Annotated in this window: 21 protein-coding genes and 1 pseudogene; 10 read left to right on the top strand and 12 right to left on the bottom strand. The window is 37.7% G+C overall.

The features are described 5' to 3' along the window. Positions 1-160: 160 nt before the first annotated feature. The 5 genes from ltrA to MKY09_RS16270 form a co-directional block, all read right to left on the bottom strand. Positions 161-1,423 carry a group II intron reverse transcriptase/maturase gene (gene ltrA, locus MKY09_RS16250; protein WP_342568260.1) on the bottom strand — a complete coding sequence of 421 codons (1,263 nt, stop codon included), beginning with the start codon at positions 1,421-1,423 and terminating at the stop codon, positions 161-163. Between the two features lie 592 nt (positions 1,424-2,015). Continuing rightward, positions 2,016-2,732 (bottom strand): 3-ketoacyl-ACP reductase, encoded by a 717-nt coding sequence (locus MKY09_RS16255; protein WP_169360527.1) that lies wholly within the window; start codon positions 2,730-2,732, stop codon positions 2,016-2,018. A 68-nt stretch (positions 2,733-2,800) separates the two neighbouring features. After that, positions 2,801-3,334 carry a hypothetical protein gene (locus MKY09_RS16260; protein ID WP_298470136.1) on the bottom strand — a complete coding sequence of 178 codons (534 nt, stop codon included), beginning with the start codon at positions 3,332-3,334 and terminating at the stop codon, positions 2,801-2,803. 90 nt (positions 3,335-3,424) lie between these two features. Continuing rightward, positions 3,425-4,720: a DUF4179 domain-containing protein gene (locus MKY09_RS16265; RefSeq protein WP_298470138.1), complete on the bottom strand. Its 1,296-nt coding sequence runs from the start codon at positions 4,718-4,720 to the stop codon at positions 3,425-3,427. Beyond that, positions 4,720-5,220 carry a sigma-70 family RNA polymerase sigma factor gene (locus MKY09_RS16270; RefSeq protein ID WP_298470140.1) on the bottom strand — a complete coding sequence of 167 codons (501 nt, stop codon included), beginning with the start codon at positions 5,218-5,220 and terminating at the stop codon, positions 4,720-4,722. The genes MKY09_RS16265 and MKY09_RS16270 overlap by 1 nt, the downstream gene beginning before the upstream one ends. Positions 5,221-5,400: 180 nt before the next feature. On the opposite strand from MKY09_RS16270, the gene MKY09_RS16275 reads away from it, so the two are divergent. Together MKY09_RS16275 and nhaC are read left to right on the top strand one after the other, a co-directional pair. Then, positions 5,401-6,228, top strand: a complete 828-nt coding sequence (locus MKY09_RS16275; protein WP_342567115.1) for a thermonuclease family protein — start codon at positions 5,401-5,403, stop codon at positions 6,226-6,228. Between the two features lie 235 nt (positions 6,229-6,463). After that, the gene (nhaC, locus tag MKY09_RS16280) at positions 6,464-7,879 is read left to right on the top strand and encodes a Na+/H+ antiporter NhaC (protein WP_342567116.1); all 1,416 of its coding nucleotides are present in this window, start codon (positions 6,464-6,466) and stop codon (positions 7,877-7,879) included. 317 nt (positions 7,880-8,196) lie between these two features. Here nhaC and MKY09_RS16285 read toward each other — a convergent pair whose 3' ends face one another. After that, the gene (locus MKY09_RS16285) at positions 8,197-8,733 is read right to left on the bottom strand and encodes an NADPH-dependent FMN reductase (RefSeq protein ID WP_298470143.1); all 537 of its coding nucleotides are present in this window, start codon (positions 8,731-8,733) and stop codon (positions 8,197-8,199) included. 253 nt (positions 8,734-8,986) lie between these two features. Here MKY09_RS16285 and MKY09_RS16290 point away from each other — a divergent pair, with 253 nt between their 5' ends. Genes MKY09_RS16290 through MKY09_RS16305 form a run of 4 tightly spaced genes read left to right on the top strand, consistent with a single transcriptional unit; the run spans position 8,987 to position 11,372 of the window. Next, entirely contained in the window at positions 8,987-9,838 is an 852-nt protein-coding gene (locus MKY09_RS16290) for an SDR family NAD(P)-dependent oxidoreductase (RefSeq protein ID WP_298470145.1), read from the top strand. After that, positions 9,835-10,161: a hypothetical protein gene (locus MKY09_RS16295; protein WP_342567117.1), complete on the top strand. Its 327-nt coding sequence runs from the start codon at positions 9,835-9,837 to the stop codon at positions 10,159-10,161. The genes MKY09_RS16290 and MKY09_RS16295 overlap by 4 nt, the downstream gene beginning before the upstream one ends. Before the next feature lie 7 nt (positions 10,162-10,168). Next, a complete protein-coding gene (locus MKY09_RS16300; protein ID WP_342567118.1) occupies positions 10,169-10,306 on the top strand; it encodes a hypothetical protein in 138 nt (45 codons plus the stop codon). A 55-nt stretch (positions 10,307-10,361) separates the two neighbouring features. Then, on the top strand, positions 10,362-11,372 hold the full coding sequence (locus MKY09_RS16305; protein WP_342567119.1) for a fatty acid--CoA ligase family protein: 1,011 nt from the start codon (positions 10,362-10,364) through the stop codon (positions 11,370-11,372). An 86-nt stretch (positions 11,373-11,458) separates the two neighbouring features. Here MKY09_RS16305 and MKY09_RS16310 read toward each other — a convergent pair whose 3' ends face one another. The 4 genes and pseudogenes from MKY09_RS16310 to MKY09_RS16325 all read right to left on the bottom strand — a co-directional run bounded on the left by MKY09_RS16310 (position 11,459) and on the right by MKY09_RS16325 (position 17,256). Further along, on the bottom strand, positions 11,459-11,875 hold the full coding sequence (locus tag MKY09_RS16310) for a DUF2512 family protein (protein WP_298470149.1): 417 nt from the start codon (positions 11,873-11,875) through the stop codon (positions 11,459-11,461). Between the two features lie 132 nt (positions 11,876-12,007). Further along, positions 12,008-13,915: an alpha-E domain-containing protein gene (locus MKY09_RS16315; RefSeq protein ID WP_298470151.1), complete on the bottom strand. Its 1,908-nt coding sequence runs from the start codon at positions 13,913-13,915 to the stop codon at positions 12,008-12,010. After that, a pseudogene (locus tag MKY09_RS16320) lies at positions 13,909-15,360 on the bottom strand (circularly permuted type 2 ATP-grasp protein). Before MKY09_RS16320 ends, MKY09_RS16315 begins: the two are co-directional and overlap by 7 nt. Before the next feature lie 396 nt (positions 15,361-15,756). Continuing rightward, positions 15,757-17,256, bottom strand: a complete 1,500-nt coding sequence (locus MKY09_RS16325; RefSeq protein WP_298470153.1) for a DHA2 family efflux MFS transporter permease subunit — start codon at positions 17,254-17,256, stop codon at positions 15,757-15,759. A 166-nt stretch (positions 17,257-17,422) separates the two neighbouring features. On the opposite strand from MKY09_RS16325, the gene MKY09_RS16330 reads away from it, so the two are divergent. Next, a complete protein-coding gene (locus MKY09_RS16330; RefSeq protein WP_169360446.1) occupies positions 17,423-18,295 on the top strand; it encodes a TetR/AcrR family transcriptional regulator in 873 nt (290 codons plus the stop codon). A 256-nt stretch (positions 18,296-18,551) separates the two neighbouring features. Here MKY09_RS16330 and MKY09_RS16335 read toward each other — a convergent pair whose 3' ends face one another. Both MKY09_RS16335 and MKY09_RS16340 read right to left on the bottom strand, forming a co-directional pair. Then, the gene (locus MKY09_RS16335; RefSeq protein WP_342568261.1) at positions 18,552-20,759 is read right to left on the bottom strand and encodes a YcdB/YcdC domain-containing protein; all 2,208 of its coding nucleotides are present in this window, start codon (positions 20,757-20,759) and stop codon (positions 18,552-18,554) included. A 166-nt stretch (positions 20,760-20,925) separates the two neighbouring features. Next, complete coding sequence (locus MKY09_RS16340; protein ID WP_298470158.1) at positions 20,926-21,405, bottom strand: lysozyme inhibitor LprI family protein; 480 nt, start codon at positions 21,403-21,405, stop codon at positions 20,926-20,928. 301 nt (positions 21,406-21,706) lie between these two features. Here MKY09_RS16340 and MKY09_RS16345 point away from each other — a divergent pair, with 301 nt between their 5' ends. The 3 genes from MKY09_RS16345 to MKY09_RS16355 all read left to right on the top strand — a co-directional run bounded on the left by MKY09_RS16345 (position 21,707) and on the right by MKY09_RS16355 (position 25,480). Then, positions 21,707-22,633, top strand: a complete 927-nt coding sequence (locus MKY09_RS16345; protein ID WP_169360449.1) for a DUF1672 family protein — start codon at positions 21,707-21,709, stop codon at positions 22,631-22,633. 14 nt (positions 22,634-22,647) lie between these two features. Further along, the gene (locus MKY09_RS16350) at positions 22,648-24,729 is read left to right on the top strand and encodes a hypothetical protein (protein WP_169360450.1); all 2,082 of its coding nucleotides are present in this window, start codon (positions 22,648-22,650) and stop codon (positions 24,727-24,729) included. A gap of 175 nt (positions 24,730-24,904) precedes the next feature. After that, entirely contained in the window at positions 24,905-25,480 is a 576-nt protein-coding gene (locus MKY09_RS16355; RefSeq protein WP_169360451.1) for a TetR/AcrR family transcriptional regulator, read from the top strand.

Below are 25,480 nucleotides of genomic sequence, written 5' to 3' on the forward strand. Positions count from 1 at the left end.
AATCCATTTCTTGATTGTCGTAAAGTTTGAGTTGATTGTAGTAATCTAGCCAGGCATTGTAGGAGTCCGAGCTGACATGACTAAAAATCGAGTAGGAGGGAGCGATTAACCCCCGACCTCTCACACCACCGTACGTACGGTTCCGTATACGGCGGTTCAATTAAGATGAATAACGCAAAGTTTCGTAACGAACTTGCAGACTTTTCAGCCCTTGGCTTTCCCAAAAGGATTTGCCGAGGGTTCTGTGTAATATGGGGCTTTTAGAAATGCGCCAGTACCCTTTTCGAGTATTTCCCCACTCGTATGCTTTCCCATAAGGAACTTTTAATCGAGTAAGATTTCTAACTCTTGTTCGAGGTTTCTTCCAATCCTTCCACAGGCACATACGTAACCTTCGTTTAATCCAGCTATCCAGTGTTTTAAATGTGGTAGGTGTATCTGCTAAGGCGAAATATCCACACCAACCCACTAGATATTGGTTCAACTTTTCGATTCTATATTCCATGGAATATGGCATCCTTCTAGAGGTAATTTCTCGTATTTTCTTCTTCATTCGTTGTAGGCTTGTTTTTGCAATACGAACCTTCGGTTCTTTATGAGCAGTAAAGCTAAACGCCAAGAATTTTCGATTCCAAGGGCGGTCCACTGCCGATTTCTTTTCGTTAACTTTCAGTTGAAGTTTTCCTTCAATAAATCGTTGTACACTCGCCATTGTTCGTACCCCTGCCCGTTCACTCTTCACATAGATATTGCAATCATCTGCGTACCGTACGAATTTATGTCCACGTTTCTCTAACTCTTTATCAAGTTCGTCTAATACGATGTTTGATAAGAGTGGACTTAGAGGTCCACCTTGCGGGGTTCCTTCTTCTGTACTGGAAACTACGCCATTTATCATGACACCGGATTGGAGATATTTACGAATGAGTTTTAGTAAAGGTTTATCTGAAATTCGTTTCGCTAACGTTGCCATTAGTCGGTCATGATTGACCTTATCAAAGAATTTCTCTAAATCCATATCCACAACCCATCGATAACCCTCTTTTATATAACCCTTTGCTTTTCGAATGGCATCATGGGCACTCCGATTTGGTCGGAATCCATAACTGTAATCCGAAAATGTTTTATCATATTCCTCAGATAGTATCTGCGATATAGCTTGTTGAATCAAACGATCTGTCACGGTTGGAATACCTAATAGACGCACACCACCGTCTGGTTTCGGGATTTCGATTCGACGTACTGGCTGTGGTTCATAGGTTCCATTTAAAATCTGCGATTTAATGGTTTTCCAATTTTCGAGGATGTGCTGTCGTAAGGTTTGTACGGGCATCATGTCTACTCCATGGCTTCCTTTATTCGCTTCCACTCGCTTTAACGCTTGCATCATGTTTTTCCGTTCAAGTATCTGATTCAACATCACCATTTCGTTCCTTTCCGTGAATAGCTTATCTTCTTTTGCCCAACTGGACTACACCCTCCGCAAATACCCTCGTGGGATTCACCACTACTTTCTAAGCGTGAGGCACTAGTTTTCTGTGTTCAAACATCCAAGTTGGAAAGCCAAGGGCTATTCTCTCTTAATTGTTCGGTCCTTCCGAGTGGTTCTAGACCCATTCGTACTATTACCTCTGCTGACTTCTGACAGTTCAGCTGCTTGTCACCAAGCAGGTTATGAAGGGTACTTCACGTCTCTGTCAGACCTCCCCGGGTAAGCGCATGCACTTTCACACCATCTATCCGCCTCATTTACTTGGTATGACCTTCGACAGAAAGAGCTTTGTTTTGTTTGGCAAACTCGCTCAATCATACCTAGCCTTCTATGAGGTTCGTGTTCCTCGGACCGGTGCTTTGCCTCCAGCTTCCTTCAGATTCCGTATCACTACGGACACCCTTGCTCTTGGCTAACCTCTACTTCTGTCTTCGCGGTTCGGGACTTGCACCCTATAGTTCATGCGCATGCCGGGCGCACCAAAAAAATGGCCGCGATTTTCATCGCGACCATTTTATAATTATTATGGATTAGTTGACCATAGTCCTGCAGATTTAAGCAGAATTCTTGGGTTCATTTTCAGCTGAGCTACCATAAAGTCAGCGATGTCTTCTGGTTGCATTACTTTTTCTGGATTTCCGTCTGTCAGGTTTAATTCGATTGCCATGTCTGTAGCAATAGTGCTTGGTGTTAATGTAACAACACGGATATTTTGCTTTCTTACTTCTAGCATTAGAGATTCACTTAGTGCGATTACCGCAGCTTTAGATGCACTATAAGCACTTGTAACTGGAGCTCCCTTTTGTCCTGCAGTAGAAGAGATATTAATAATGTCCCCTGCATTTTTTTCGATCATGTCTGGTAGTACTGCTCTAGTTACGTAGTACACGCCCATCACATTTACTTGAATGATCTTAGCCCAGTCCTCTGGATCTACTTCAAGGAATTTACCGAATTTAGAGATGCCGGCATTGTTTACCAAGATTTCGATTGGGCCAAGCTCCCCACGGATTTTTTCAACTGCACTGTTCACAGATTCCATGTTGGATACATCAGCAGCAGCTATGGAAACTTTTACACCATATGTTTGTAGCTCACTTGCAACTGCCTCTAAGTTTTCGATTGTTCTTCCTAAAAGTCCAAGGTTAATACCCTCTTTAGCAAAGGCTATAGCTGTTGCGCGACCAATGCCTCGACCTGCACCAGTGATTAATGCTGTTTTCCCTGTAATTGCTTGCATGCAAATCTCTCCTTATGTATAAGTTTTTCTCACACATTTAGAGTACCCTCATTTGGAGAAAAAATATATTATTTTGCTTTAAAGGACATTTGCTTAGCTGGAGGTTTTATTTCCTTCACGCTTTCAAGCACGGCAAAAATAATCCCCAGCATTAACTGGACAAATCCGAAGGTTCTTAAATCTTCATTTGGTAATCCCAAAAATGTAGTGATAACCATCACCATTCCAAATGTAATCATATATATGCATATTACTATTGGCTTTACATTTAACTGAACTTCTTCAAGCTTAGTTAGCATAAAAATAACACCAGCTATTAATAGGATAGAGCCAAGGTAGACTAGAGGTATATTCTTCTGAATGTAACTTCCAAATAATAAAATGAGCCCTAAAACAGCTAAGGAAATACCTGTTCGTTTGATGTTCATAGGCTTTCTTACTCGTTTCTTTTTTCTCGAGCCAAGCACCAATGCACCAAGCAAAAATAAACCTATCCCATAGATCAATAAAAATAAGTTACCAATCGAACCTAGCTCATCAACTGTCAATGACATAAAAAGAGAACCAAACAACATAGATAATAATCCTAGAAAAAGTGCCATAGTACCTCCCACGTTTTTCCTAATTATCCCACAACAAGAAACTAAATGGTATTAAATTTCTTTTTTTAATGACTGTGTTTTAAGCACTCCCTATTTAACCTTAATGCGTGTATCGTTCTTCAAATAGTTAGGATATCCCTGCAGTACAAAGGTTACTGGATTATTCTTGGTTCCTTGCTCTAAAGTAAATACTTGAGAATTAGTGGTGTCAGAAAGTCTATGAGATATAGCTAGCGGCACTTTACGGCCATTTCTATCCTCGCCGTTAGTGAAAATGGTTTGATTAAAGCCTAAATTATTGTCAAAATCCACCTTGAAGCTAGACTCATCTATTATTTCTAGCTGCAAAGGATATTGTTTAGATATAGAAGCCACTTCTTTTTTATCAAAGTCTATAACGATCTCTCGTTCATCCCTTGGCATAGCCAAAATATCACCGATAACTAAATATAATTCTTCTGATTCCTGAAAATAATTGCTTTCTAAATAAATCGTTCTTTTCGTAGTATCAGCACTTCCAAAGCTACTAATGGATGTGGATCCACTTCCCCATACGTTTCCTCTTTCATTCTGCAATTTAATAGAAGAAAAATTAAAAATAACCATATCATTTTGTGGATCCGTTTTTATATCAATCGCGACATGCAAAGGAGATATTTTTACTTGTTCTACAGTAAATTTTTGTCCTTCTACTACCACCTCACGATTTAGCTTGTAATGCTTTGGCTTGGCAACTTTATTTTTCAACTCAAATGGTATGACAAATTTTAAATCCTCTTCTCCACGTATTGAAAACTTTAATGTAAAGTCTGGATTATTATAATCAATCACACCACTAGGGTCAGAGATCCTAATGGTGCTCTCCATTTTTTGAATCACATCTTCTTGAGTATGCTCGGAAGTTACGTAAGCAAGACCAAGCTCTTCCTCATTTTGGAGCAGGACTGTGTCTCCTAGATGATAATCATTTACGGGATTAGGAGACTCGAGGGTATACGAGAGTAGCATACCAGTAGCATCCGCTATCACCGCATCTAACGTAAAAGTAACATCATTTTCTTTTACAGAAACACCAATTGCCTCAAAATAGTTGTTTACGACACTATCTTCTACCCCCCTGTCATATTCTACGATCGCTACAATAGCCCCCAAGCCCGGTACATCCTCAAAAATCTGGGCAAAGGCTGGAGAAATGCGTGTCATAAAGGCGAAGCCAAGGAAAAGCACGGCTATAGCTGAGAGGCTAAATCCTATCTTAGACCTGCGCTGTTTTTTTCTTTGTGCTATCTTAATACCGTTTAATATGGCGCCTCCAGTAGCTGAACTAACCTGGATAGCTTCCATTTGTTCATTTACTAAATGCTTAATTTGTTTTACGTTGGTCATTAAACATCGCCCCCTCTCTCTCCCATAAAAACACGAATTTTCTTTAGCGTATGATGTAATCTTGACTTAACTGTCCCCTCTGGAATTTTTAGCCTTCTTGCAATTTCGCTCACCTTTAAATCATTAAAGTATTTTAAATGAATGAGCTCTCGTTGTGCACTCGGCAACTCTCTAAGTGCAAGCATAAGATCCTGGTTAGAGGAATGTTGTTCTTTTTCTACATCTTCATTTAACGAAAATAAATTGCCCTGCTTCTTCAATGTGTCCATACAATAATTCAACAGGATTCTCACTAGCCAAGTTTGAAAGAAGGACGGTTCCTTTACTTGGTGACGCTTGGTATAGGCTCGAAACGTCACTTCCTGAAGAGCCTCCAACACATCATGTTCATTTTTTAAATATATAAAGGCAGTTTTATATAGAACATCACGATGTATTTGCATTAGCTGTAAGAAAGCATCGTCATCTCCTGTGATTGCTTTCCTAACTAGGTGCTCCATTTTTGTTCCCCCTCTTTTGTAACTGTTAGACGTTAATTTACATAAAAACGTTCAATGTAAATGAAAAATATTAAAATGGAAAATGACTACATCTTACGTACTGAATTCTTCGATTTCTCTTTCACTCTCTTTTACTTGTATGTTAAGATAGTGACCGATTGAAAGAGAGAGGTATGAAACATGAAAAAATGGATTATGTATATTTTATCCTTAACCATCTTACTAGGAGCATGCAGCAGTATAGATCAGTTAGTGGTGGAGGACAAAAATCCAATCACTGAGCAGAAAACTTCGGAGACAGCTACAAAAAAAGAATCATCTGAAGCTACGTCGAGCACTACTCATGACGTCTCTAAGCTTGAGGAATTTCCATTGGTCAGCGTGATCGACGGGGATACGATTAAAATAAAATACAATGGTGCAAATGAAAACGTGCGCTTTTTATTGGTAGACACTCCCGAAACTAACCATCCTAAGCTAGGAGAACAGCCTTTTGGACAGGATGCAAAGGATTTTACGAAACAATTACTGAAGGGGCAGGATACTGTCTTTTTAGAGTTCGATGTCTCCTATAGAGATAAATATAATCGACTTCTTGCTTATATCTATACTTCTGATGGAAAGAGTCTGCAAGAAGAACTGTTAAAACAAGGTCTTGCCCGAGTTGCTTACATTTACGCACCTAATACTAAGCATGTAAACTGGTTTGAAGCCATTCAGAAAAAAGCTCAACAGCAAGCAATCGGGATATGGTCAGTGGAGAATTATGTTACGAACAGGGGCTACGATAAAGATGCGGTTGAAGAAGTGAAAGCAGTTAAAAAAGCTAATGAGGAAAAGAAACCGGATAGTATTACTGATTGTACAATAAAAGGTAATATCAATTCTAAGGGTGAGAAAATCTATCATGTCCCTGGTCAGCAATATTATGAAATGACAGTTGCCGAAGAAATGTTTTGCAGTAAGGAAGAAGCTGAAGCAGCAGGGTTCCGAGCAACACAAAAATAATAATAATATCATCAGCTCCATCACCCGGTGATGGGGCTTTCTTTTATTTCTAATTTATTAAAAAGCCCCCACTCAAACTGCTCCATTTAGAAAAATGTACAAAAACTTCTCAAAAAAATGTTAATAATACACAAAAAGAGGGTATCTAGTTACCACTATTATATTTTCTGAATAATATAACAACATAGTATTAGCTTTAGTTCTTGATTTTATATCTAATAAAAGGAGTGATTAAATGGAAAAAACAATAAAAAAACCATCTTTATCCTATTCATTATTCATCCTCATTTTAATGGTTGCGGTTATATCCACTGGATTGATACTATTGGAAGCCCCTATTCAAATTATGCTGTTCACTGCGATCGTTGTTCTCATCCCTTTTGTTTTGCGTCTTGGCTATTCTTATGAAGAAATTGAAAAAGCAATGTTTGCTTCCATGCTTAAAGCCCTCAAGCCTTCCCTAATATTAATGTCAGTAGGAATATTAATCGGTACATGGATAGCATCTGGTACAGTTCCTACTTTAATCTATTATGGAATTCAATCTATTTCTCCTCAATTTTTCTTGGTAACTACTCTTTTATTTTGTTCTGTGGTCTCCATGGCTACAGGCTCTTCTTGGGCAACTTTAGGCACAGCAGGGATTGCTATGATTGGGGTAGGTCAAAGCTTAGATGTTTCTCTGGCGATGACAGCTGGAGCGATCGTAAGTGGGGCTTACTTTGGAGACAAGCTTTCTCCCTTATCCGATACAACAAACCTTGCTGCCGCAGTAGTAGGCATTGATGTCTTTACACATGTGAAGCACATGCTTTGGACAACCGTTCCCGCCTACGTTTTATCAGCAATTATATTTACCCTTATCGGTTTAAATACCGAAGTGGCAGCTGTTAATTCAGCTGAAGTTAATAGCTTGACTGGATATTTAGCAGCAAACTTTAATTTAGGTATTATCTCTATTATTCCAGCACTATTTCTCTTTGTACTACTAATTACAAAACAACCCGCTATTATCTCCGTTTTTTTAGGCGGGGTCGCAGGTGCCCTTATCGCTATTTTTTACCAAGGTATAGATATGACAAGTATTTTGGGAGTAGCTTATAATGGCTTTTTTGTAGAATCAGGTATTGAAGCGATTGATTCCTTGCTACAGCGAGGGGGATTAGTAAGCATGCTGCCAATGGTAGCAATCTTTATTTTCGCCCTTGGCTTAGGGGGTTTATTGAATATCTCGGGAGTGCTAGTAACCATCATTGATTCTATAATTAAAATGATTAAGAGTAGAGCATTACTCGTTTTTGTAACGATGATCATGTCCTATTTTACACTCGGTCTTGGGGGAAGCTTCTCGTTTGCAGGAGTTATGACTGGAACATTCATGAAACCACTGTTTGATAAGTTTAATTTACGGCCTGAAAATCTTTCAAGGGCTATGGAAGATACCGCAACACAGGGCTGTGCTTTGCTACCTTGGACAGCAAGTGGCGTCTTCACTGCAACTACGCTAGGAGTACCGACATTGACTTATCTTCCATTCTGCTTTTTAGCATTGCTAACTCCAATTTTTACGTTTGTTTACGGACTCACTGGTTTTTCAATGAAAGAGAAAAATCTTACTAGTCGCTCGCCAAAAGAAGTTCCAACAACCTGATTAGCTTGTAATTCTTTGCAACATCGTATGAATGCAAAAATCCACTCTTCTTATACAGTAGAGTGGATTTTTGTAATTGTAAGCTATTACGAGGAGCTGCCTCCTCGCATTTTCCCATTTGCCTGTCGGGACAGGGATAGGCGCTTTCGCTTTTCTTGGTGTCTAGCTACTGTGCCTTGCCCCTCGGGTCAAATGGGATAATACTGCTCCTGTGCAAGCTCGTCGAAAACAAGAGCGTTTGCGGTGGCTGAAGAGCTGCCTCCTCGCATTTTCCCATTTGCCTGTCGGGGCAGGGATAGGCGCTTTCGCTTTTCTTGTTACCTAATGGTTTTTAGTGCTGTTGCCCATGGGATGACTTGGTCTAGCATTTGGTTTACTGAGTCTGTTTGAACGGCAGCTGGTTTGAAGTCTGTACCGTTTTCAAAGTCGGTAAATAATGATAGGGCAGGATGTACGCGTACGTCTGCTACTAATAGCTCTCCTAGAATACCTCTTAAGTGCTCGGCTGCACGAGCTCCACCTACTGATCCGTAAGATACGATTCCTGCTGCTTTATTGTTCCACTCCACACGTAGATAATCTAGCGCATTTTTTAATGCACCTGTAATGGAATGGTTGTATTCTTGCACGATAAATACGAATCCATCACAATTAGCAACTCTTGAAGACCAGGCTGCGGCACCAGAAGCATCTACACCAGCTTCTCCAAGTAATGGGAGCTTGAATTCAGCAATATCAATAATTTCATATTGAGCATCTCCACGCTTGTCTGCTATTTCTTTCACCCAGTTACCCACTTGTGGGCTTAATCTACCTTCACGGGTAGACCCTAAAATAATACCTATTTTCAACATATCTTTTCCTCCTACCTTTGCTCTTATTTATTTTGCCCAAACATTTTAAATACAAAACTTGCTCTTTCAGGTAAAGCTATAAACTAACGACTTACCTCAGTTCAATATATCTCTAATTCGAGGTAATAATATCATATTAAAACGTAGAAAGCTAATAATTAGATTCTAAATTTTCCGATTTTTGTATTTTGTGTCTGGTTTAGGTGTTAAAATGTATATAACTAAATTTTCTAATCATAAAGGGCTGTTTAAAATGGTTAACTATTCTATTGTAGAAAAAATACTCTTCCCTTCTATTCATTTGGATGAAAGAAAGCTAGAAGATAAACTTGATGCTAAAACAGTTCTTATTACTGGAGCTAGCTCTGGAATAGGTAGAGAGCTTGCGTTTGTTTTAAAGAATATAAACGTACACCTTGTATTGGTAGCAAGACGCGAAAAAGAACTATTGCTAATAAAAGAAGATATAGAATCCTACAAAGCTAAGGTAAGCATTATTTCGGCAGATATGAGAGAAGATAAAGATCTGGAAAGATTACTACGCTTTTTGCATCAGCTCCCCAATGGACTGGATATTATCGTTAGTAATGCAGGCTTGTCCATTAATCGTTCGATTGACAAGTCATTAAATCGTTATCATGATTTCACTAGGACGATGGCCATTAATTACTTCGCTCCCGTGCAACTGCTATTGTCCACCATACCTTTAATAGAAAAAAATAAAGGGCATATTGTAAATGTGTCGACAGTTAATGCCTTGCTTCTTCCTATACCTTTTTGGGCCGCTTATCAGGCGTCTAAATCTGCATTTGATACATGGTTCCGCTCCGTGTCTCCCGAAATAAATGGAAAGGGTATTTTAACTACCACGGTATACCTACCATTAGTTAGGACTCCAATGATTGAGCCTACCCTTGCCTATCGTAATACACCTGCCATGAGTCCTTTACATGTTGCAAAGATTATAGCAAATTTCCTTTATACAAAAAGAAAAACTTTTCAACCTTGGTGGCTGATTTTCGGTCAAATAGGTTCATTAGTCGGCCGAAGAGGATGGGATTATGTATTGCCTAAACTCCTTCAGAAAAGAGGGCTTAACAAATGATTATTTCCTTACTGCAAGTAATATGGAAGATAGGGCTCCTCTCTCCTTCTGGCTTGTTTCGTTTAATCTTTACGATTTATAAAGAAGGTATTAACTTAATGGTTTTAGTACGGCTTGCGGAAAAAAGATTTGGCAATCAGATAGCCATAGTAACCGACACCGAAAGTATTACATATAACCAATTAGCAAGGAACTGTGAGGTTGCTTCTATTTACTTGAAAGACAACCGGCATTTAAGTTCAGGTAAAAAATGTAGCTATTTTAAGCAAAAATCATCATCATTTTGTTCATTCTATTTTTGCTGCTTCCCGCTTAGGAACTAATGTTTATTTGATGAATCCAACGATGAGTACCATTCAATTTAAGCAATTAGTAGACACCTATCATTTCGATTTATACATATATGATGAAGAAGCCAGATCACTATTAAAAGATCTTCAACTACTCCTTACTCCACTTGGCAATTGAAAGTAGTTACATTTACTATTTCATTCATGAAGATATCAGACTAAAAGCTACATCGATGAAAAGATCGTCAAAAGGTAGGCTCATATTGCTAACAGGCGGGACAACTGGGACACCTAAAAAAGCAATCCATAAACCTTCTTTAATCAACTACTTACATCCCTTTTTAACTGTGTTAGAACGATTGAGGCTAATGCAATATCGTACGGCATATATTGCAACGCCTCTCTATCATGGGTATGGTATCGCAATTTTGCTTACCTTTATCGCTCTAGGGAAAAAAGTAATCCTTTCAGAGTACTTTCAAGCAGAAAAGGCTAGTCAAATCATTAGAAGACATAAAGTCGAAATAATAACAGTTGTACCTCTTATGATTCATAAATTGGTTAAGCATAAACCTGATTATTTAACCTCTCTACAATGTATTGCTTCAGGGGGAGCACACCTTAATGCCAAGCTAGTAGAAGAGGTCAACAATAAGCTAGGACCCATTCTCTACAACCTTTATGGCACTTCCGAAGCTGGTCTAAATACGATTGCTACACCGAAAGACTTGCAATACTCTCCTGACACAATTGGCCGATTAGTTAAAGGGGGGATACTAGAAGTGATTGGAAATGGGAATCAACTAAAAGAAGGACAGATTGGACAGCTATGTACAAAGAACAGATGGTCTATAAAAAACAAAGAAGCTTCCTGGATGGAGACTGGAGATATGGGATATAGGGATACAAACGGATATTACTACTTGTGTGGGAGAACAGACGATCTTATAGTTTCTGCAGGGGTCAACATATACCCTAAAGAAGTAGAACAAGTATTAATACATCATCCTTTGATAAAAGAAGTGGCCATTTTAGGCATAGCTGACGAACAATATGGTCAAAGGCTAATAGCATACGTCGAACTGAACAACGAAGGCGAACAATTAACAGAGATAACTTTATTAGAGTGGCTTAGCTTAAGGATTCCACGTATTCATCTTCCAAAGGATATAATCTTTGTTGACCAATTACCTTATACCACTTTAGGAAAGCTAGATCGAAAACAATTAGCAGCTTGCCGTTGAAGTAACTCTTTAGACACCCGAACACTTCTTCTTGAATAGAATAACAAACCATAACAAAAACCCCCTTAGAAAAGAGGGTTTTTTTGTTAATCTCCATAATCGGCAGCGACATCTGCTGTTGTACGTTTATTTTTGTAAAATACATTTCCATCCAAATATTTATGGAAGAACCATTCGCCTCCACCAATAACTAATGCAGCAATAAGTGTTCCAAGCGCTAGATTTCCGTCAGCATCTACTAATGCAATTTGCATAAACCAAATGGTTAAGAATGCTAATATAATATCTCCACCTGTGGCAATCATATTTCGAACATTTTGGCTTGAACGATTAGCAGCTAGGCGGAACAATAGGAAGTCTCCTAAAATGTAAGCTAAAACAGTTAAGACTAAGCTAGTCCATATAGAATCCAGGAATGGGACATCAAAAATTAAAGTCAAAACAACTAAAAGGACTACTGCTATCATCAGAAATTTAATAAGAAGTGCTTTTAAATGCTTCATTTGCTTGTCCTCCTTTGTAAATTTATTCTATTTAAAATGTTCCCTTAATCTTTCCGATTAAACACATTGTTTTTAAAAATAGGTCTGTCGAGCCTCATTAATTAAGCCTCAACTTTGAAGCTGAGGCCTTTCTTATTGCTCGATTAAACTTACAGATACTTTCACATCTAACGAATGACTTCCACCTCTATATACTCCTTGGACAGGGCTAACATCATTATAATCCCGTCCAACACCTACACGTATATGGTTTTCTAACGCCTCCACGTTATTCGTTGGATCAAGTCCTACCCAGCCGATTCCAGGTACCATAACCTCCACCCATGCATGACTAGCAGCATCACCAACTAAAGCAGAGTTTTCTCCAACATACAAATAACCACTAACATACCGAGCTGGTATATTCTTTGTCCTTAACACTCCGAGCATCACATGCGATATATCCTGACAAACACCTTTTTTAAGGTCGAAGGATTCAATCGCCTTAGTCGTAACTGTAGTAGATGAGCCATCGTATGTGAAATGATTGAACAAATATCCCATTAAATCAATTGAGTATTTAACCGGATTTACCATTTCTCCTATTTCATTATCCACCTTTTCTATTTGCTCTGGAGTCAAATAAGTGTAAGCAGTGTTACTTAAATAAGCTAAATAATGACTTCTAAAAAGATTCGAATGAAAAATTGCGTACATTTCAGGCGAATAATCAATACGATGAACCCACGGACTTCTTTGAATACTTACAATAGAGGTTGTCTTAACCTCTAAATGCCGATGATGGTCTGCTATAAAAAATGATTCTACTGTGTTTCCCCATATATCCACGTGTTCCTTAGTTAAGGCAACAGGATTAATTTCTGCGCGGTAGGAAAGCAATCGTTGACATTCGTCTGTTCTCGGCTTTAAACGAATTGAATTCATACTTTGATCGACCATCGTTTCATAATCGAAAATATTAGTATGCTCAATTTTGTACTTTAAAGAGGAAGCTTTTTCATTATTTGAAACCTGAGATCCACTCATCCAATGATTGTCACTCTGTGTCTGTACTTGAATATGGAGTGTAGAAGATGTAGAAACTGGTTCTATTAAGTAATAGGTTTCAGAGAAAGTTTGCCCAATTTCATTACATTGGTTTTGAAAACGATTCAGAAATTCCATCATTTCTTCGGAGTCTAACTCCTGAATAGTCATTTCATCAAAGTCTTGATGAAGCCTTTGTAAAAGATAATGGAGCTTTTCTGAGTGTTTAGCCTTCTGTCCTCCCAAATTATCAATTGCATTTTGCACACTATTCATATTGTAATGAATGGATCTAGGAAAGGTTTCATCGACAATAAGAAAAGCAAGAATTGTTCGTGGATCCATTTTTGGTCTATTCACCTTCAAATAGGCCTCATAGCCATTCAGCATTCTAAGTGCTGATAGCCACGCATAATATTCATCTCTTTTATAAGAAAGCTCCGCTTCACTTGTATGTTCACACACTACATTTAAAATTCTGGCAGTTTTTTCAGCCCGTTCTAACCAATTTCCTATTTTCATCATATGGTAAGCTATACCACGAGACATGTTTGACTCAATAATTCCTTGAATAGTGAAAGAAGCCTTTTTAATCTGGCTTAGAAATAACCTCATGTTCTGAAGAGAATAAGGGATATTTTGAGCATCTTTTGTATATAGAAAGACGTCATTCCACACTTCAAACAGTTCATTAGGTATGTGATCACGACAAACCCTTGCATTCTCTCTAGCAATACGTACGCAATTGAAAACCGAATTTGGATTTTCATGACTTAATGCCAAGTAGAATATTAGGTCTTCCTCTTTGCTATTCTTTTTATTTTTCAATGCCTCTAATTCATCTAGAGTAGAACACGCTTCATATAATAGCTTCCACTGTGTCTCTTTAAATGATTCATCACTAGAGGTTTCAACCATTTGAGTTAAATGAACATCTAAAATTCTTGCATTTTGTTCCGCTCGCTCAAAATTTCGAGACATCCAGTATAAAGAATCTGCTACACGACTTAACATGAACTAAAACCCCCTGATTTCATGACCCATGTATCTTTACCTCCACCACCTTGTGAGGAGTTTACTACTAGCGAGCCTTTCTTTAATGCTACACGTGAAAGACCACCTGGAAATACATGTGTATCCTCTCCTCTAATGACAAACACTCGTAAATCTACATGACATGGATAAAACGCTTCTCCTTGATACGCAGGTGCTCTTGACAGCTGAATAGTCGGCTGCGCAATATACTGCTCCGGTGTCTTTAAAATTTTTTCCCTAAATCTCTCTATTTCTTTTTTAGTAGCATGTGGGCCTATTAACATATCATAGCCACCTGAGGCACCAACATTTTTTACGACCAGTTCTGATAAATGCTGAAGTACCCATTCCCTCTGTTCTATATTATCCAGACGATAGGTTTTCACGTTATCAATAATCGGCTCTTCCTCTAAATAATATCTAATCATATCAGGAACATAGGTATACACTGCTTTATCATCAGCAACACCATTTCCTATACCATTTAATATTGCCACATTGCCTAATTTATATGCATCTATTAAACCAGGAACTCCAAGAGTAGAATCCTCACGAAACTCTTAAGGATCCAAAAAGTCATCATCAATTCTACGATAAATAATATCTACTTTTTCAAGTCCACGGATTGTTTTCATATATACAATGTTATCAACTACTGTTAGGTCACGGCCTTCGACCAACTGCAATCCCATTTGTTGAGCTAAAAATACATGATCGTAATACGCAGAGTTATATATTCCTGGAGTAAGCAGTACTGCCTTAGGGTTAGTTACTCCTTCTGGAGCATGTTCTACGATTGCTTCATAGATATAGGTTATTTGCTGTTCCAAAGCATGAATGGAGTGGTTAGCAAAAAATTCGGGATAGACCTGACGCATAACGTATCGATTTTGGAATACATAAGATAGACCAGATGGGTTTCTTAAATTATCCTCAAGCACCAAATACTTACCCGTTTCATCACGAATTAAATCTATACCTGCTAAAAATATGTTGTTATTTAATGGTATTTTAATATTTTTAATTTGCTTGTGATAGTAATATTTATTATTCTCTATCAAATCTCGAGGGATAATTCCATCTTTTATAATTTTCTGTTTGTGGTAAATGTCTTGTAAAAAACAGTTTAAAGCCTCTGTGCGTTGTATCATTCCCTTTTGAATTGTCTCCCAATCTTCAGGAGGAATGATAATTGGAATGAAATCAAAAGGCATAGTACGTTCCGCTCCCGTATTATTGTTATAAACTGTAAAGGTTATGCCTTGTCTTAAAAAGGAAAGTTGGGCTGTTTCATGTTTTTCTTTTAGTTCTTCTACAGAAAACCGGTTAAGTATATTGTAAAAGTTTTGATAATGTAGTTTTGGTTCTCCACATGATTTTAGCATCTCATCAAAATAGGGTTTAACCTCATACGTATTAAACATTTTCCAACTCTCACTCTCTCTTTAGTAATTTTATGGGAATATTCTATTATTTTTTTCACAACACCTTTTAATCTATTACCCACTTTTATTTTTAATTAGACATTTTATTAAATATTTATTTTTTATTTTTTTTCAAAACACGCATAAAAGAAAAAATGAAAGATATTAGGATAAATCTACTTCCAAAATAAAAAACCCGAAGTTTTACGATGAGTAAAATTTCGGGTTTTCTATCTATATTTGGTTGGAGTGTTTTTCCGTTACAGAGGGTGGGCTTTCGACTCGCAATTTACCTGGGCCCCCTCCTCTTCAAGCAACTAAAAGAAAAAACGTAAAACCGAGTTTCCGATTTTACGTTTTTTAATGGACATTTGTCTTAGCCCTTTTTAAATAAAATTAATTAGAAGCTTTTGGTTCTTGGTGTTCTTCTTCTATTTTACGTAATGATTCAGGGCTTACATCTACTCGTTTCAAGAAGAAGGCTAAGACTAACGCGATTATATTCATAACCAAAGCAACTAGGAAGGAGTATTGAATCCCTGCTAATAGAGCTTGTTGACCTAGTAAGCCCATGGTTTGCTCTGTCAGTGTAGCAGGGTCAACGTTGGCCATTAGGCTTTCCCCTTCTTTGGTGGTTACATAGTTCATTATAGAAACTAGCACTGCCGTACCAATGGAACCAGCAACCTGCTGAGCTGTGTTGTTAACAGCTGTACCATGCGGGTTTAAACGTGTTGGTAACTGATTTAAACCATTTGTCATGATTGGCATCATAACCATAGACATCCCTAGCATCCGTATCGTGTAGATTATAACAATAAATAAATAGGTAGAATCTATTTGTAGTCTAGATAATTCGAAAGTAGAAATTGCTGTAATAACCAATCCTATTAATGCTAAAGTACGGGGACCAAACTTATCGAAAAGTTTCCCTGTTATCGGAGACATAATTCCCATAACAATTGCCCCAGGTAGCATTAGTAGTCCAGAGTCTAAGGGAGATATACCGCGTACACTTTGCACATAGGCTGGTGTTAAAATCATACCCGAGAACATAGCAACTGCATTAACAATTGAAATAATGGATGCTAAAGCAAACATCGGATACTTATATACGCGTAAATCTAACAATGGCTGTTCTAACTTTAACTGGCGAATTACAAAAATAACTATTGCTACTAATCCCACTATTAGTGTGGTTACTACAATTGGATCATCCCAGCCAGCTGTGCTTGCTGTGCTGACTCCATATAACAGACCACCAAAACCGAATGTCGAAAGGATTATTGAGGCAAAGTCAATTGTTGCAGTTTTGTCAGTTGTCATAACATTCCCTAGCTTCCAAACAGCTAGTAACAAGCTAATAACGGCTAACGGTAAAATCATGATGAAAAGAACTCGCCAGTCATAGTATTGTACTATGAACCCCGATAATGTCGGCCCAATTGCAGGGGCTGTGATCATAACTAATCCAAAAATCCCCATAGCCGCTCCTCGTTTTTCACGTGGGAAGGCAACAAGCATTACGTTCATCAGTAAAGGCCCCATTACAGAGGAACCAGCTGCTTGAACCATACGCCCTGTTAAAAGGAAGCCAAAATTTGGAGCAACTGCTGCCATAGCAGTACCTAACGTAAATATTGCCATGGAGGTAAGAAATAATGTTCTATTCGAAAACCTTCTTATTAAAAAGGCTGATGCAGGTATTAGCACTCCGCTCACTAACATATAACCAGTTGCCAACCATTGGACAGTAGAATATTCCACGTCTAAGTCCACCATAATGGAAGGTAATGCTACATTTAAAAGGGAGTTATTTAAAAACGATACAAATGCTCCAACAAAGAGTACTGCGAGCATTAAATACGTAGCTTTTTTATTTTCAGTGTCACTCATCTTTCGTTTTCCCCTATTCTATTTTTCTATATTTACTTCATTACTCGAATTATATTAAACCATTAGTTCATTTTTTTCAATATATTTGTACACCTAGTTTAAATATAGTTGAACTTTGTGTTCACAATATATATACTAAAGCCATCAGATTACTATCGGAGGATTTATGAATAAACGTAAAAGACATGTTGCAGATGTAGCTTTAAAGCTATTTGTAGAAAAAGGAATACAACAAACCTCTATCCAGGACATCATTGATAGAGCAGCTATTTCAAAAGGAACCTTTTATAATTATTTTAGTTCAAAAAATGATTGTATCGCAGAAATACTAGAAGGATTACGATATGATGCTAGTCAGCTCCGTATGCAAATCCAAGTTGGGAAAAACGAAAAGGACCAACAGATTTTAGCTCAACAAATATATAGTATTATTCAGTTAAATGAAGAAAGAAGCCTATATGCTCTCTTTGATGCAATCCTTAGCTCCAATGAAATAGATCTAAAAAAACTTGTGATGCAGCATCGTATATTCGAGCTAGAGTGGTTAGCGATTCGGTTTATTTCCGTATTTGGAGAGGAAATTTCTGAAAATGCCTTTGAAAGTGCTATACTATTTCACGGCATGCTCCAGCACTTACTATTTACAAAACGTGTAACAAATGCAACGTTTTCACTTCATCGAATTGTAGCAGTCCTACTCCAATATATCGGTCTTATCATTCCCTATATGCTTCAACATAATACTTCTTTAATTGAACCTTCTTCCGTCCATTTAATGAGGATGAATATAGATCGAAAGCCAGTAGAGTTAAGCGAGCTCATGAAAATGGCAAAGAACATTGAAGAGGAAGAGAATTTTACGATGGAGCAAGAGGATCTCTATGAGGCCATTATTTCTGAGCTCAACAAAGAACGAGTTCGCAAAAGCGTGCTTCAGCCATTGCTCAATCCTTTCTTAACATCCTTTGATGACACCTCTAGTAAAGGTCAGGTACAAACCTTCATCAATGCCATTTGGTTTTATTTAAAACTGAAGTAATACAAAAACTCACCAAGCTAAATATTGGTGAGTTTTTCTAATTTAATGAAGTTACTACTAAGCAGGTGCAGATATAAGCGTCTTCGCCTAGTTTTAGGGTTTGCGCAAGATTCAACCTGGTTTCTGCAAGGTTCTAGCCTTTTTCCGCAAGGTTCAACCTCGTTTGTGCAAGGTTCTCCTCCGTCTCCGCAAGGTTTCTCTCCCCCTCTGCAAGGTTCAGTATCATTCGCTTGAAATCCATCCTACTAACATTAGATTAATAGCCGTATCTATAATCTCTTCCCTTTTTAGACATCTCATGGCCCAAACGAATTGTAGAAACAGCTAGCTCCGCATAGGTCACTTGCTTGGTAGGGTTAAACTGATTTTTCTCTGCCTTTAATAGTCCTAGAGAATCCGCCAACACAATATAGCCGGTATATTCATCTTTAATTTTCTTGCTATCCGCGAAATCATTTTTGTATATCTTAGTTTGCTTAGCTGCTTCCTCTAAGCCTAATGCACGAATATACCATATAGATAGCTCCTCTTTAGTAATAGGACTATCCACATCAAAGGTTGATTTGTCTGCAGCTATTACACCAAGTTCTACTGCTCTTTCAACAGCCTGATAGGAAGTATGCTTCGAATCGATATTAGTAAAGGTTTGTTTAGCATTTTCGGAGTCATCCATAGGATAGCCATGGTACATATATGTTAAGGAATTCATCATTATCCTAATAGCTTCCCCTTTAGATACTGCGGCATCTCCATTAAAAGACTTTGCGTCTTTTACCGTTAACACTTTAGATTGGATTAAGTAATTTAATTCGGCGGCTGCAGTTGGATGAGAAACCTCTGGTAGTACCTCTCTGTTGTATTGGTTAAACCATTTACCAGTGCTTGCCTCTAAAACCTGAAATTCTTCTTCATTAAACAATGGAGAAGAAATTAAATAGTAGTGATTATTTTCTCGCTTCATATATTCTTTCATATAGCTTGTCTTTAGCATCACGGACTTTTTAAAAGTCTCTGTTGCTTCTTTCTCAGAAATAACTTTGTCTTTTGATGGCCACTCGTCAATCAGAGGTCTATCTATGCTTATGCTACTTAATGAACCGTCCTTGTGAATATTTACATTTATCTGATCACCCACTACCAATACTCCATCAACAATGCGAGGGAAAATGAAGTAATAACCACTCATTGGATCGGCATAGCTGGTCTCAGAAGGAAGCGCATACTCATGAAGATAAGAAGGCAAATACTCTTTTGCATACTCCACAGCCTTAGCTAATGCTTCCTCATATGATAGGGACTTCGGATCTTTATTCTCGTCTAACATTTCCTTAATTTCTTGCTGCATACTATGAAAACGAACTAACTCTCCTGTTTTCTTATCGAATTCTATACTAGACCCAGATCCTGAGCCATTAGAAAAATGATACATGTAGTGAACACTGATCACTTCTTGTCCATTATAATTTTTCATTTCCTCTACCGATTGAATCGTTAATTTTATCTTACTTGAATCGACCTTCAATAAGTTCTCTGCTGTTTTCTTAGCCGCTTCTTTTGTAATGCCATTGTGTTTGACAGGCAATGCCTTTTCTACAATCATTTCAGATCCTTTATGAGCAGGATACTCCTTTAAAAACTCATAGGAATTAAACCAATCCCCAGTAATAGCATTTACACTTAGTATTTCAGGCTTATAAACTAACTTCACATCAGGCTTATTACCTTCGTTTGGATAGGTAATTTGATATTGCAGCTTAGCCGTCAAATTATCCTTTATCTGATTTAGAATAACTTCAGCATCTTTACCCTTTTTTACATCATCGAAGGTAGAAGACTTGCTTGGAATAGCCCGATTAAATCCTACTACCTCTCCATTTCCTAGCACAGTCACATTAACTTGTTGATCCCCAACAGCGACACCATCCTGCATTCGGTTAAAAGAGAAAGTATAGCGAATTGGTCGAGTTAAAATTTGTGAACTATAATAAAAATCTTCAAGTCCTTCTTCTAACTGGTAGCTACCGTCCTTCATATACTTTTTCATAAAATCATGGGCAATTTGTTTAGCTCCATCTTTAGATACTTTGCCTGGAAATAAAGAATCTGCAGTGGCAACTGGTTCATATTGAAAAGACTCTATCTCATAATTATCCCCATAAAAACCTATGCTGCCCGAGATCTCCTTCCCTTTTTCCTGCTTATGAAAAGACATACTATGCCTAGTTGTATTTTCATATGGATTATCGTAGGAATGCATGTAGAATTCGCTAGGCTTGATTGAGTCGAAAACACCTGGAAAGCTAGCCTTAAACTTTTTAAGTAATTCCTCTTTAGACACCAAAACGTCTGTAGCAGCAACTTGCGCCACAACATTATAAGGCTGTGTTCCTGTCGTATTTGATGCATTTGCAGTAGCTGATAACATTCCCAGTGATAACGCGGAAGCAGTTAAAATAATTCCCATCTTCTTCAAAAATAGTCCCCCTTTTACGGTAATAATTATATTTTAAACTAATATATGGAAATTAGAAACATATATTTTCCTAAGATTTTAACTATTCATTTAAATCGATTAGTATAAGTGCTGGTATATGTAGTAAAAACCGCCACTCAAACGAGAGGCGGTTTACTTACTTCATGTATTTATTTACTAGCTCATAGCATCTTTCTTTAGTGAGATCGGCTAGAGCACTCGCATACAGGAATGGTTCAAGTGTTCCACCTTCAGCTTCCTGTGATTTTTCTTCTGCTATTTGATCACGTTGCACAATCCAGTCTTCTTGTTCCTTCTTTAAATCCTCGAAGTCACTTTCAGTAAGCTGTTCTTTAAGAACATCATAAATTTCATTTAATGCCTCGTCCCATCTTTTGAATGTCTCTGACTTAGCTTGATTCATATCCGCTTGAGTTCCAGATTCATACACCTTATCAAATTCTTTCAAACTATCTTCAATCTCGTCTAATTTGCTTAAATAGGCTTCCTTTGTTCCATCAAGCTCGCTAGCTTGTTCTTCAGGGACTGGAACATCAACAGCTAAATCCTTTTCTGTGCTAGAATCGCATCCTGCTAGCCAAATAAACGGGAGCATTAATATGAGAAGTTTCTTCAATATAATCCCTCCTATAATCTATCAGACAGAAACTTCACAGAAAAGTTTCACTTTTTCTAACGATTTATATATTTCCCACTAATTATCTCCTATTCCTTATATGTTCTTCCCCAGTATAAAGAGGATAGGCAGATCTAACCCTTATTCAACCAAAGTCCTCATTTTGTTTGTTAACCATAGACCCTTTCGCCCATTTTCTCAAAATTCAAATAAAATATGAAGCTATCATTTTCATATCTTCTAAGGTTTGATTACAATGAATAAAAACCGATAGTTTGAGCATTAAAGCGGGAGGATTAAAATGAAGAATAACAAAATGGCCGTAGCAATTGTTAGCACAACACTTTTATTAGGAGGCTGCAATATGGAAGTAGAAAGCAAAAAGGAATCCGAAATAATTGGTAAAGGAGATGTGGCTTTAGATTCTTCAAGCTTTGTTAGTGTTCAAGATTACACTGGGGAGGAATATGCCCTACAGGACGGGGAGGAAACAGATAAAATAGCTGAAGCAAATCGAGAGGAAATTGAACAAGCGGTAAAGGACTTCTTTTTAAACAACTATAAAACAGAAGTGAAAATCCATAACATTGTGGGAGCTGTGGATGGTGCCTCTGTATTCGTGGAATCTATAAGGGAACCTCATTTTTATACATTTGCTATTGTACCTATTGATGTTGAGAATGAAAAAGTAGAAGTAGATAAAGTATGGTCTCAAGAGGGACAGATAGAAGATGCCATTACTACTGGGCTTTATGCGATGATCCATGATCAGGAATTTTCTACACTTGATAACTACTTAGAGAAACTCACTGAAGAAAATCCTTTAGTAGGTACCCGTATGGAGGCAGTTGAAAAGGTAGGAGCTAATGGATATGCAACTCCCTATTATTATACAAGCGCTGCTGGTGAATACTTTACCGAGCTTTACAACAAATATATAGAAAATCCTACCATTAGCAAAGAAGAGTTAAAGAGCTCAATGAAAAAGTATGATTTAAATTCAAATCTAATGCTTATTACGATTACTTTATATATGAAAGAATCAGATACTGACCCAGATGAAGTGCTTTATGACAAAATAGTTTCTGATATCGAGCAAATGGAAGGCCTACCACGAGGCTCTTATTCCGTCATTTTACATGATAACTTGATAAACGCAGAATATGCTGACGGCTCCAAAAAAAGCTCATTAAACAAAACTGCCTTGAATGAAATTAGAAAAGAATAGGAGTGAAAATCTAGGTGACTACTATTAATCCTGTTTCTAACGTCCAGACAACTGACCAAGATTTAGTAGAATTAGCTGGTTTTCATGCTTACCGACATTATCAAACCGGTAAAATTATAACCGTAAACGATAAAATTTTTAAAGTAGTAGATACCCAATATGGGATGTCCTCTGGGCTAGATGCTGTTACTGTACAAAACCATGAAACGAAGGAATTGACGGTAGTTTATATTGGGAGCGAGGACAATAAGGATTGGATTGATACGAATGCAAAGCTACTCGCTGACACTCCCCCTGCACAAGTAGGTGATGCACAAGACTACTTTGACTGGGTAAATACTAACCTTGGTAAAGTAGATTCCGTAACAGGTAACTCCCTAGGTGGAGGATTAACTAATGCTGTCGCTATTGAAAATCCTCAGGTGAAGGCTGTCACTTTAAATCCAGCCATCCTTCCTGCTGGTTTAGTAGATCCTACAATGATGTACGATAATATAACCAATTACTATAGCCGCTTTGACTTTCTTACAAGTACAGAGGAATCGCTAGGATTAGGTAATAGAATACCTGGGAAAAAGTATAGCATCAATAATGGGGTTCCCCTCCTTTCCATGATTGCCCCGAATCATACGGGCTACGTAGATCCAGATAAAGATGGGAACTTTGTCATTGAAGTTGGCATAAAGGGACAGCCTGGACATGGATTTATCCATATTGGGGCCGACGATCATATTGTAACGAGTATTTGGACAGGGCAGCCTATTTATGGAGGCTATAGCGAAAAAATTGAGATTAACCAAGAAAACATGATTTTACTCTCCAATGGTATTAGAGACCAAGTAAAGGGTCGAATTACCAATGTTCAAGAGTATATAAGTAACTCAGTCAGTATTGTGGAAGATGAGAATGCAAAATTTAGTCAGCGTGTCACCACACTTCAAGAGACATTCCAACAAAAGTTGGAGGAAATAGCTGTAGACCCACTTTTTAAGGGAATAGCGGAGACAGGGGCCATTATCAAAGCGGCAATCGATGACTTAATCGACCTTCTGAATAAGGCTGAGGAACGTTGTCTCATCTTAAACAGCATTCTAAACTCAAAGCCTGCAGAACTTATTGAGTTTATTACCTCCACTAACATAAGTGTAGAAACGCTCTTTGCTCCGGCTAGAGACTATTTAAACCAACTCAAGCAAGATGTAGATTACCTAGTCGCTAGTGCCCACAATATCCTTTATAACGAAATCCCTGAACTATTTAGAGGAGGCACAGACAATTTCGTTGATGCTGTTGTAGGGGAGCTTGCGGCACATTATAACGTCCTAAAGATAAACAAAGAAGAGGTGTACACTCAGTTAACAGAATATGAAGCGCAGGTTAACGACATTGCCAATTCTTTTATTAATCGAGATGTGAGCCTAGCTGATGCTATCCACTCGGGAGCCACACCAGGAGAACGTGTAGATGCTGTTCAAAAAACAGAAATTAAAACAATTCAGGAATCTTCTTATTTAGTAATCGGAATGAAAATGAAGGAAGTCCAAGTAGAATTAGCTCATAATACAATTGTGACTGTAGGAACAACGATATTAAGACCTATCCTTTCTAGACTGGAACGTATTGTACTTTTAATAGAAGCTGCATTGACTGCCATTATTGTCGCAGTAAAGGCCGCTCAAAATATCGCGATATATGGAAATCCAATCAGCTTGTTGATGAGTATATTCACAGATTATGAGCAAAGAGTTAAAAGTGCCGTTGCCAGTGCTCTAGAGCCTCTAGTAGAAATGGAGGTCCTAATGGAAAGTTTGCGTGTTGGATTTAATCGGATGCATACAAACTTACCAGAGATGCTTGATAACTTTAAACCCTACCTGGATACCGCCATCTTTGAACCAGCTAAGTTTGAAAATGTGCGATTATACAATGTGGCGACCTTAGCCATTTTAGATGAAATGGAGCTACTGTTTAATGAAATCATTTACCAGCTTGCGGACGAAAAAGCTAATGCCATCGAAGAGACATTAGAGGTTTCCAAAAACGTATTAGGAAACCTACAGATCCTGAAGGAGCAAGTAGACAGAGGTACATTATAATATAAAACTTTGGGACTCCGGTGCAGCGATGCTACATTAGAGTTCTTTTATTTTGCTTACATATGATATCTAGTTCTTCTGTTCTTTTAATCTTGCATTGTCTTTCAATAGCCTATATACTAGTCTTTGTGCAAAAAACAAACCGACCGTTCTGTTTTAGAAAGGAGTAAATAAGATGCCCCCAGGGATGGAAACTAAACAGCACCTTATCAAGACTGCAGGCCACTTATTTAGTTGTTATGGTTTTGAAGCGGTAAAAATCTCCACTATTATCAACGAAAGCAACACAACTAAAGGCGCCCTTTATCATCACTTTCCGAACGGTAAGGAAGAGCTACTCCTTGCTGCTATCCAATATACAGGAGATTTGTTACTAAGTGATACAAAAAATCTATTGAACAAATCTGCTGATCCTATTGAAATGTTATTAAATCAATTGAATATGATTGCTACTCAAATTGAGCAAAAGCATGAATTATATGGTGTTCCTATTGGTAATATTGCAGGAGAAATGGCTCTTAAAAACAATGAGATTCGTCTAGCCTGTGATCACGTTTTTAAAAGTTGGCAAAAATTAGTGAAAGAGAAGTTTATCGATTATGGTATGTCGGAAGAATGTGCAACTAATCTTGCCATAACATTAAACGCATTATTTGAAGGTGGGATATTGTTGAGCGTCACAAGTGCTTCTGGTGATCCATTAAGAGCTATCGCCAAACAAATACCCAATTTAGTACCACCAAAACAGTAA

This window comes from Psychrobacillus sp. FSL K6-4046 (assembly GCF_038624605.1).
Lineage (GTDB): Bacteria > Bacillota > Bacilli > Bacillales_A > Planococcaceae > Psychrobacillus.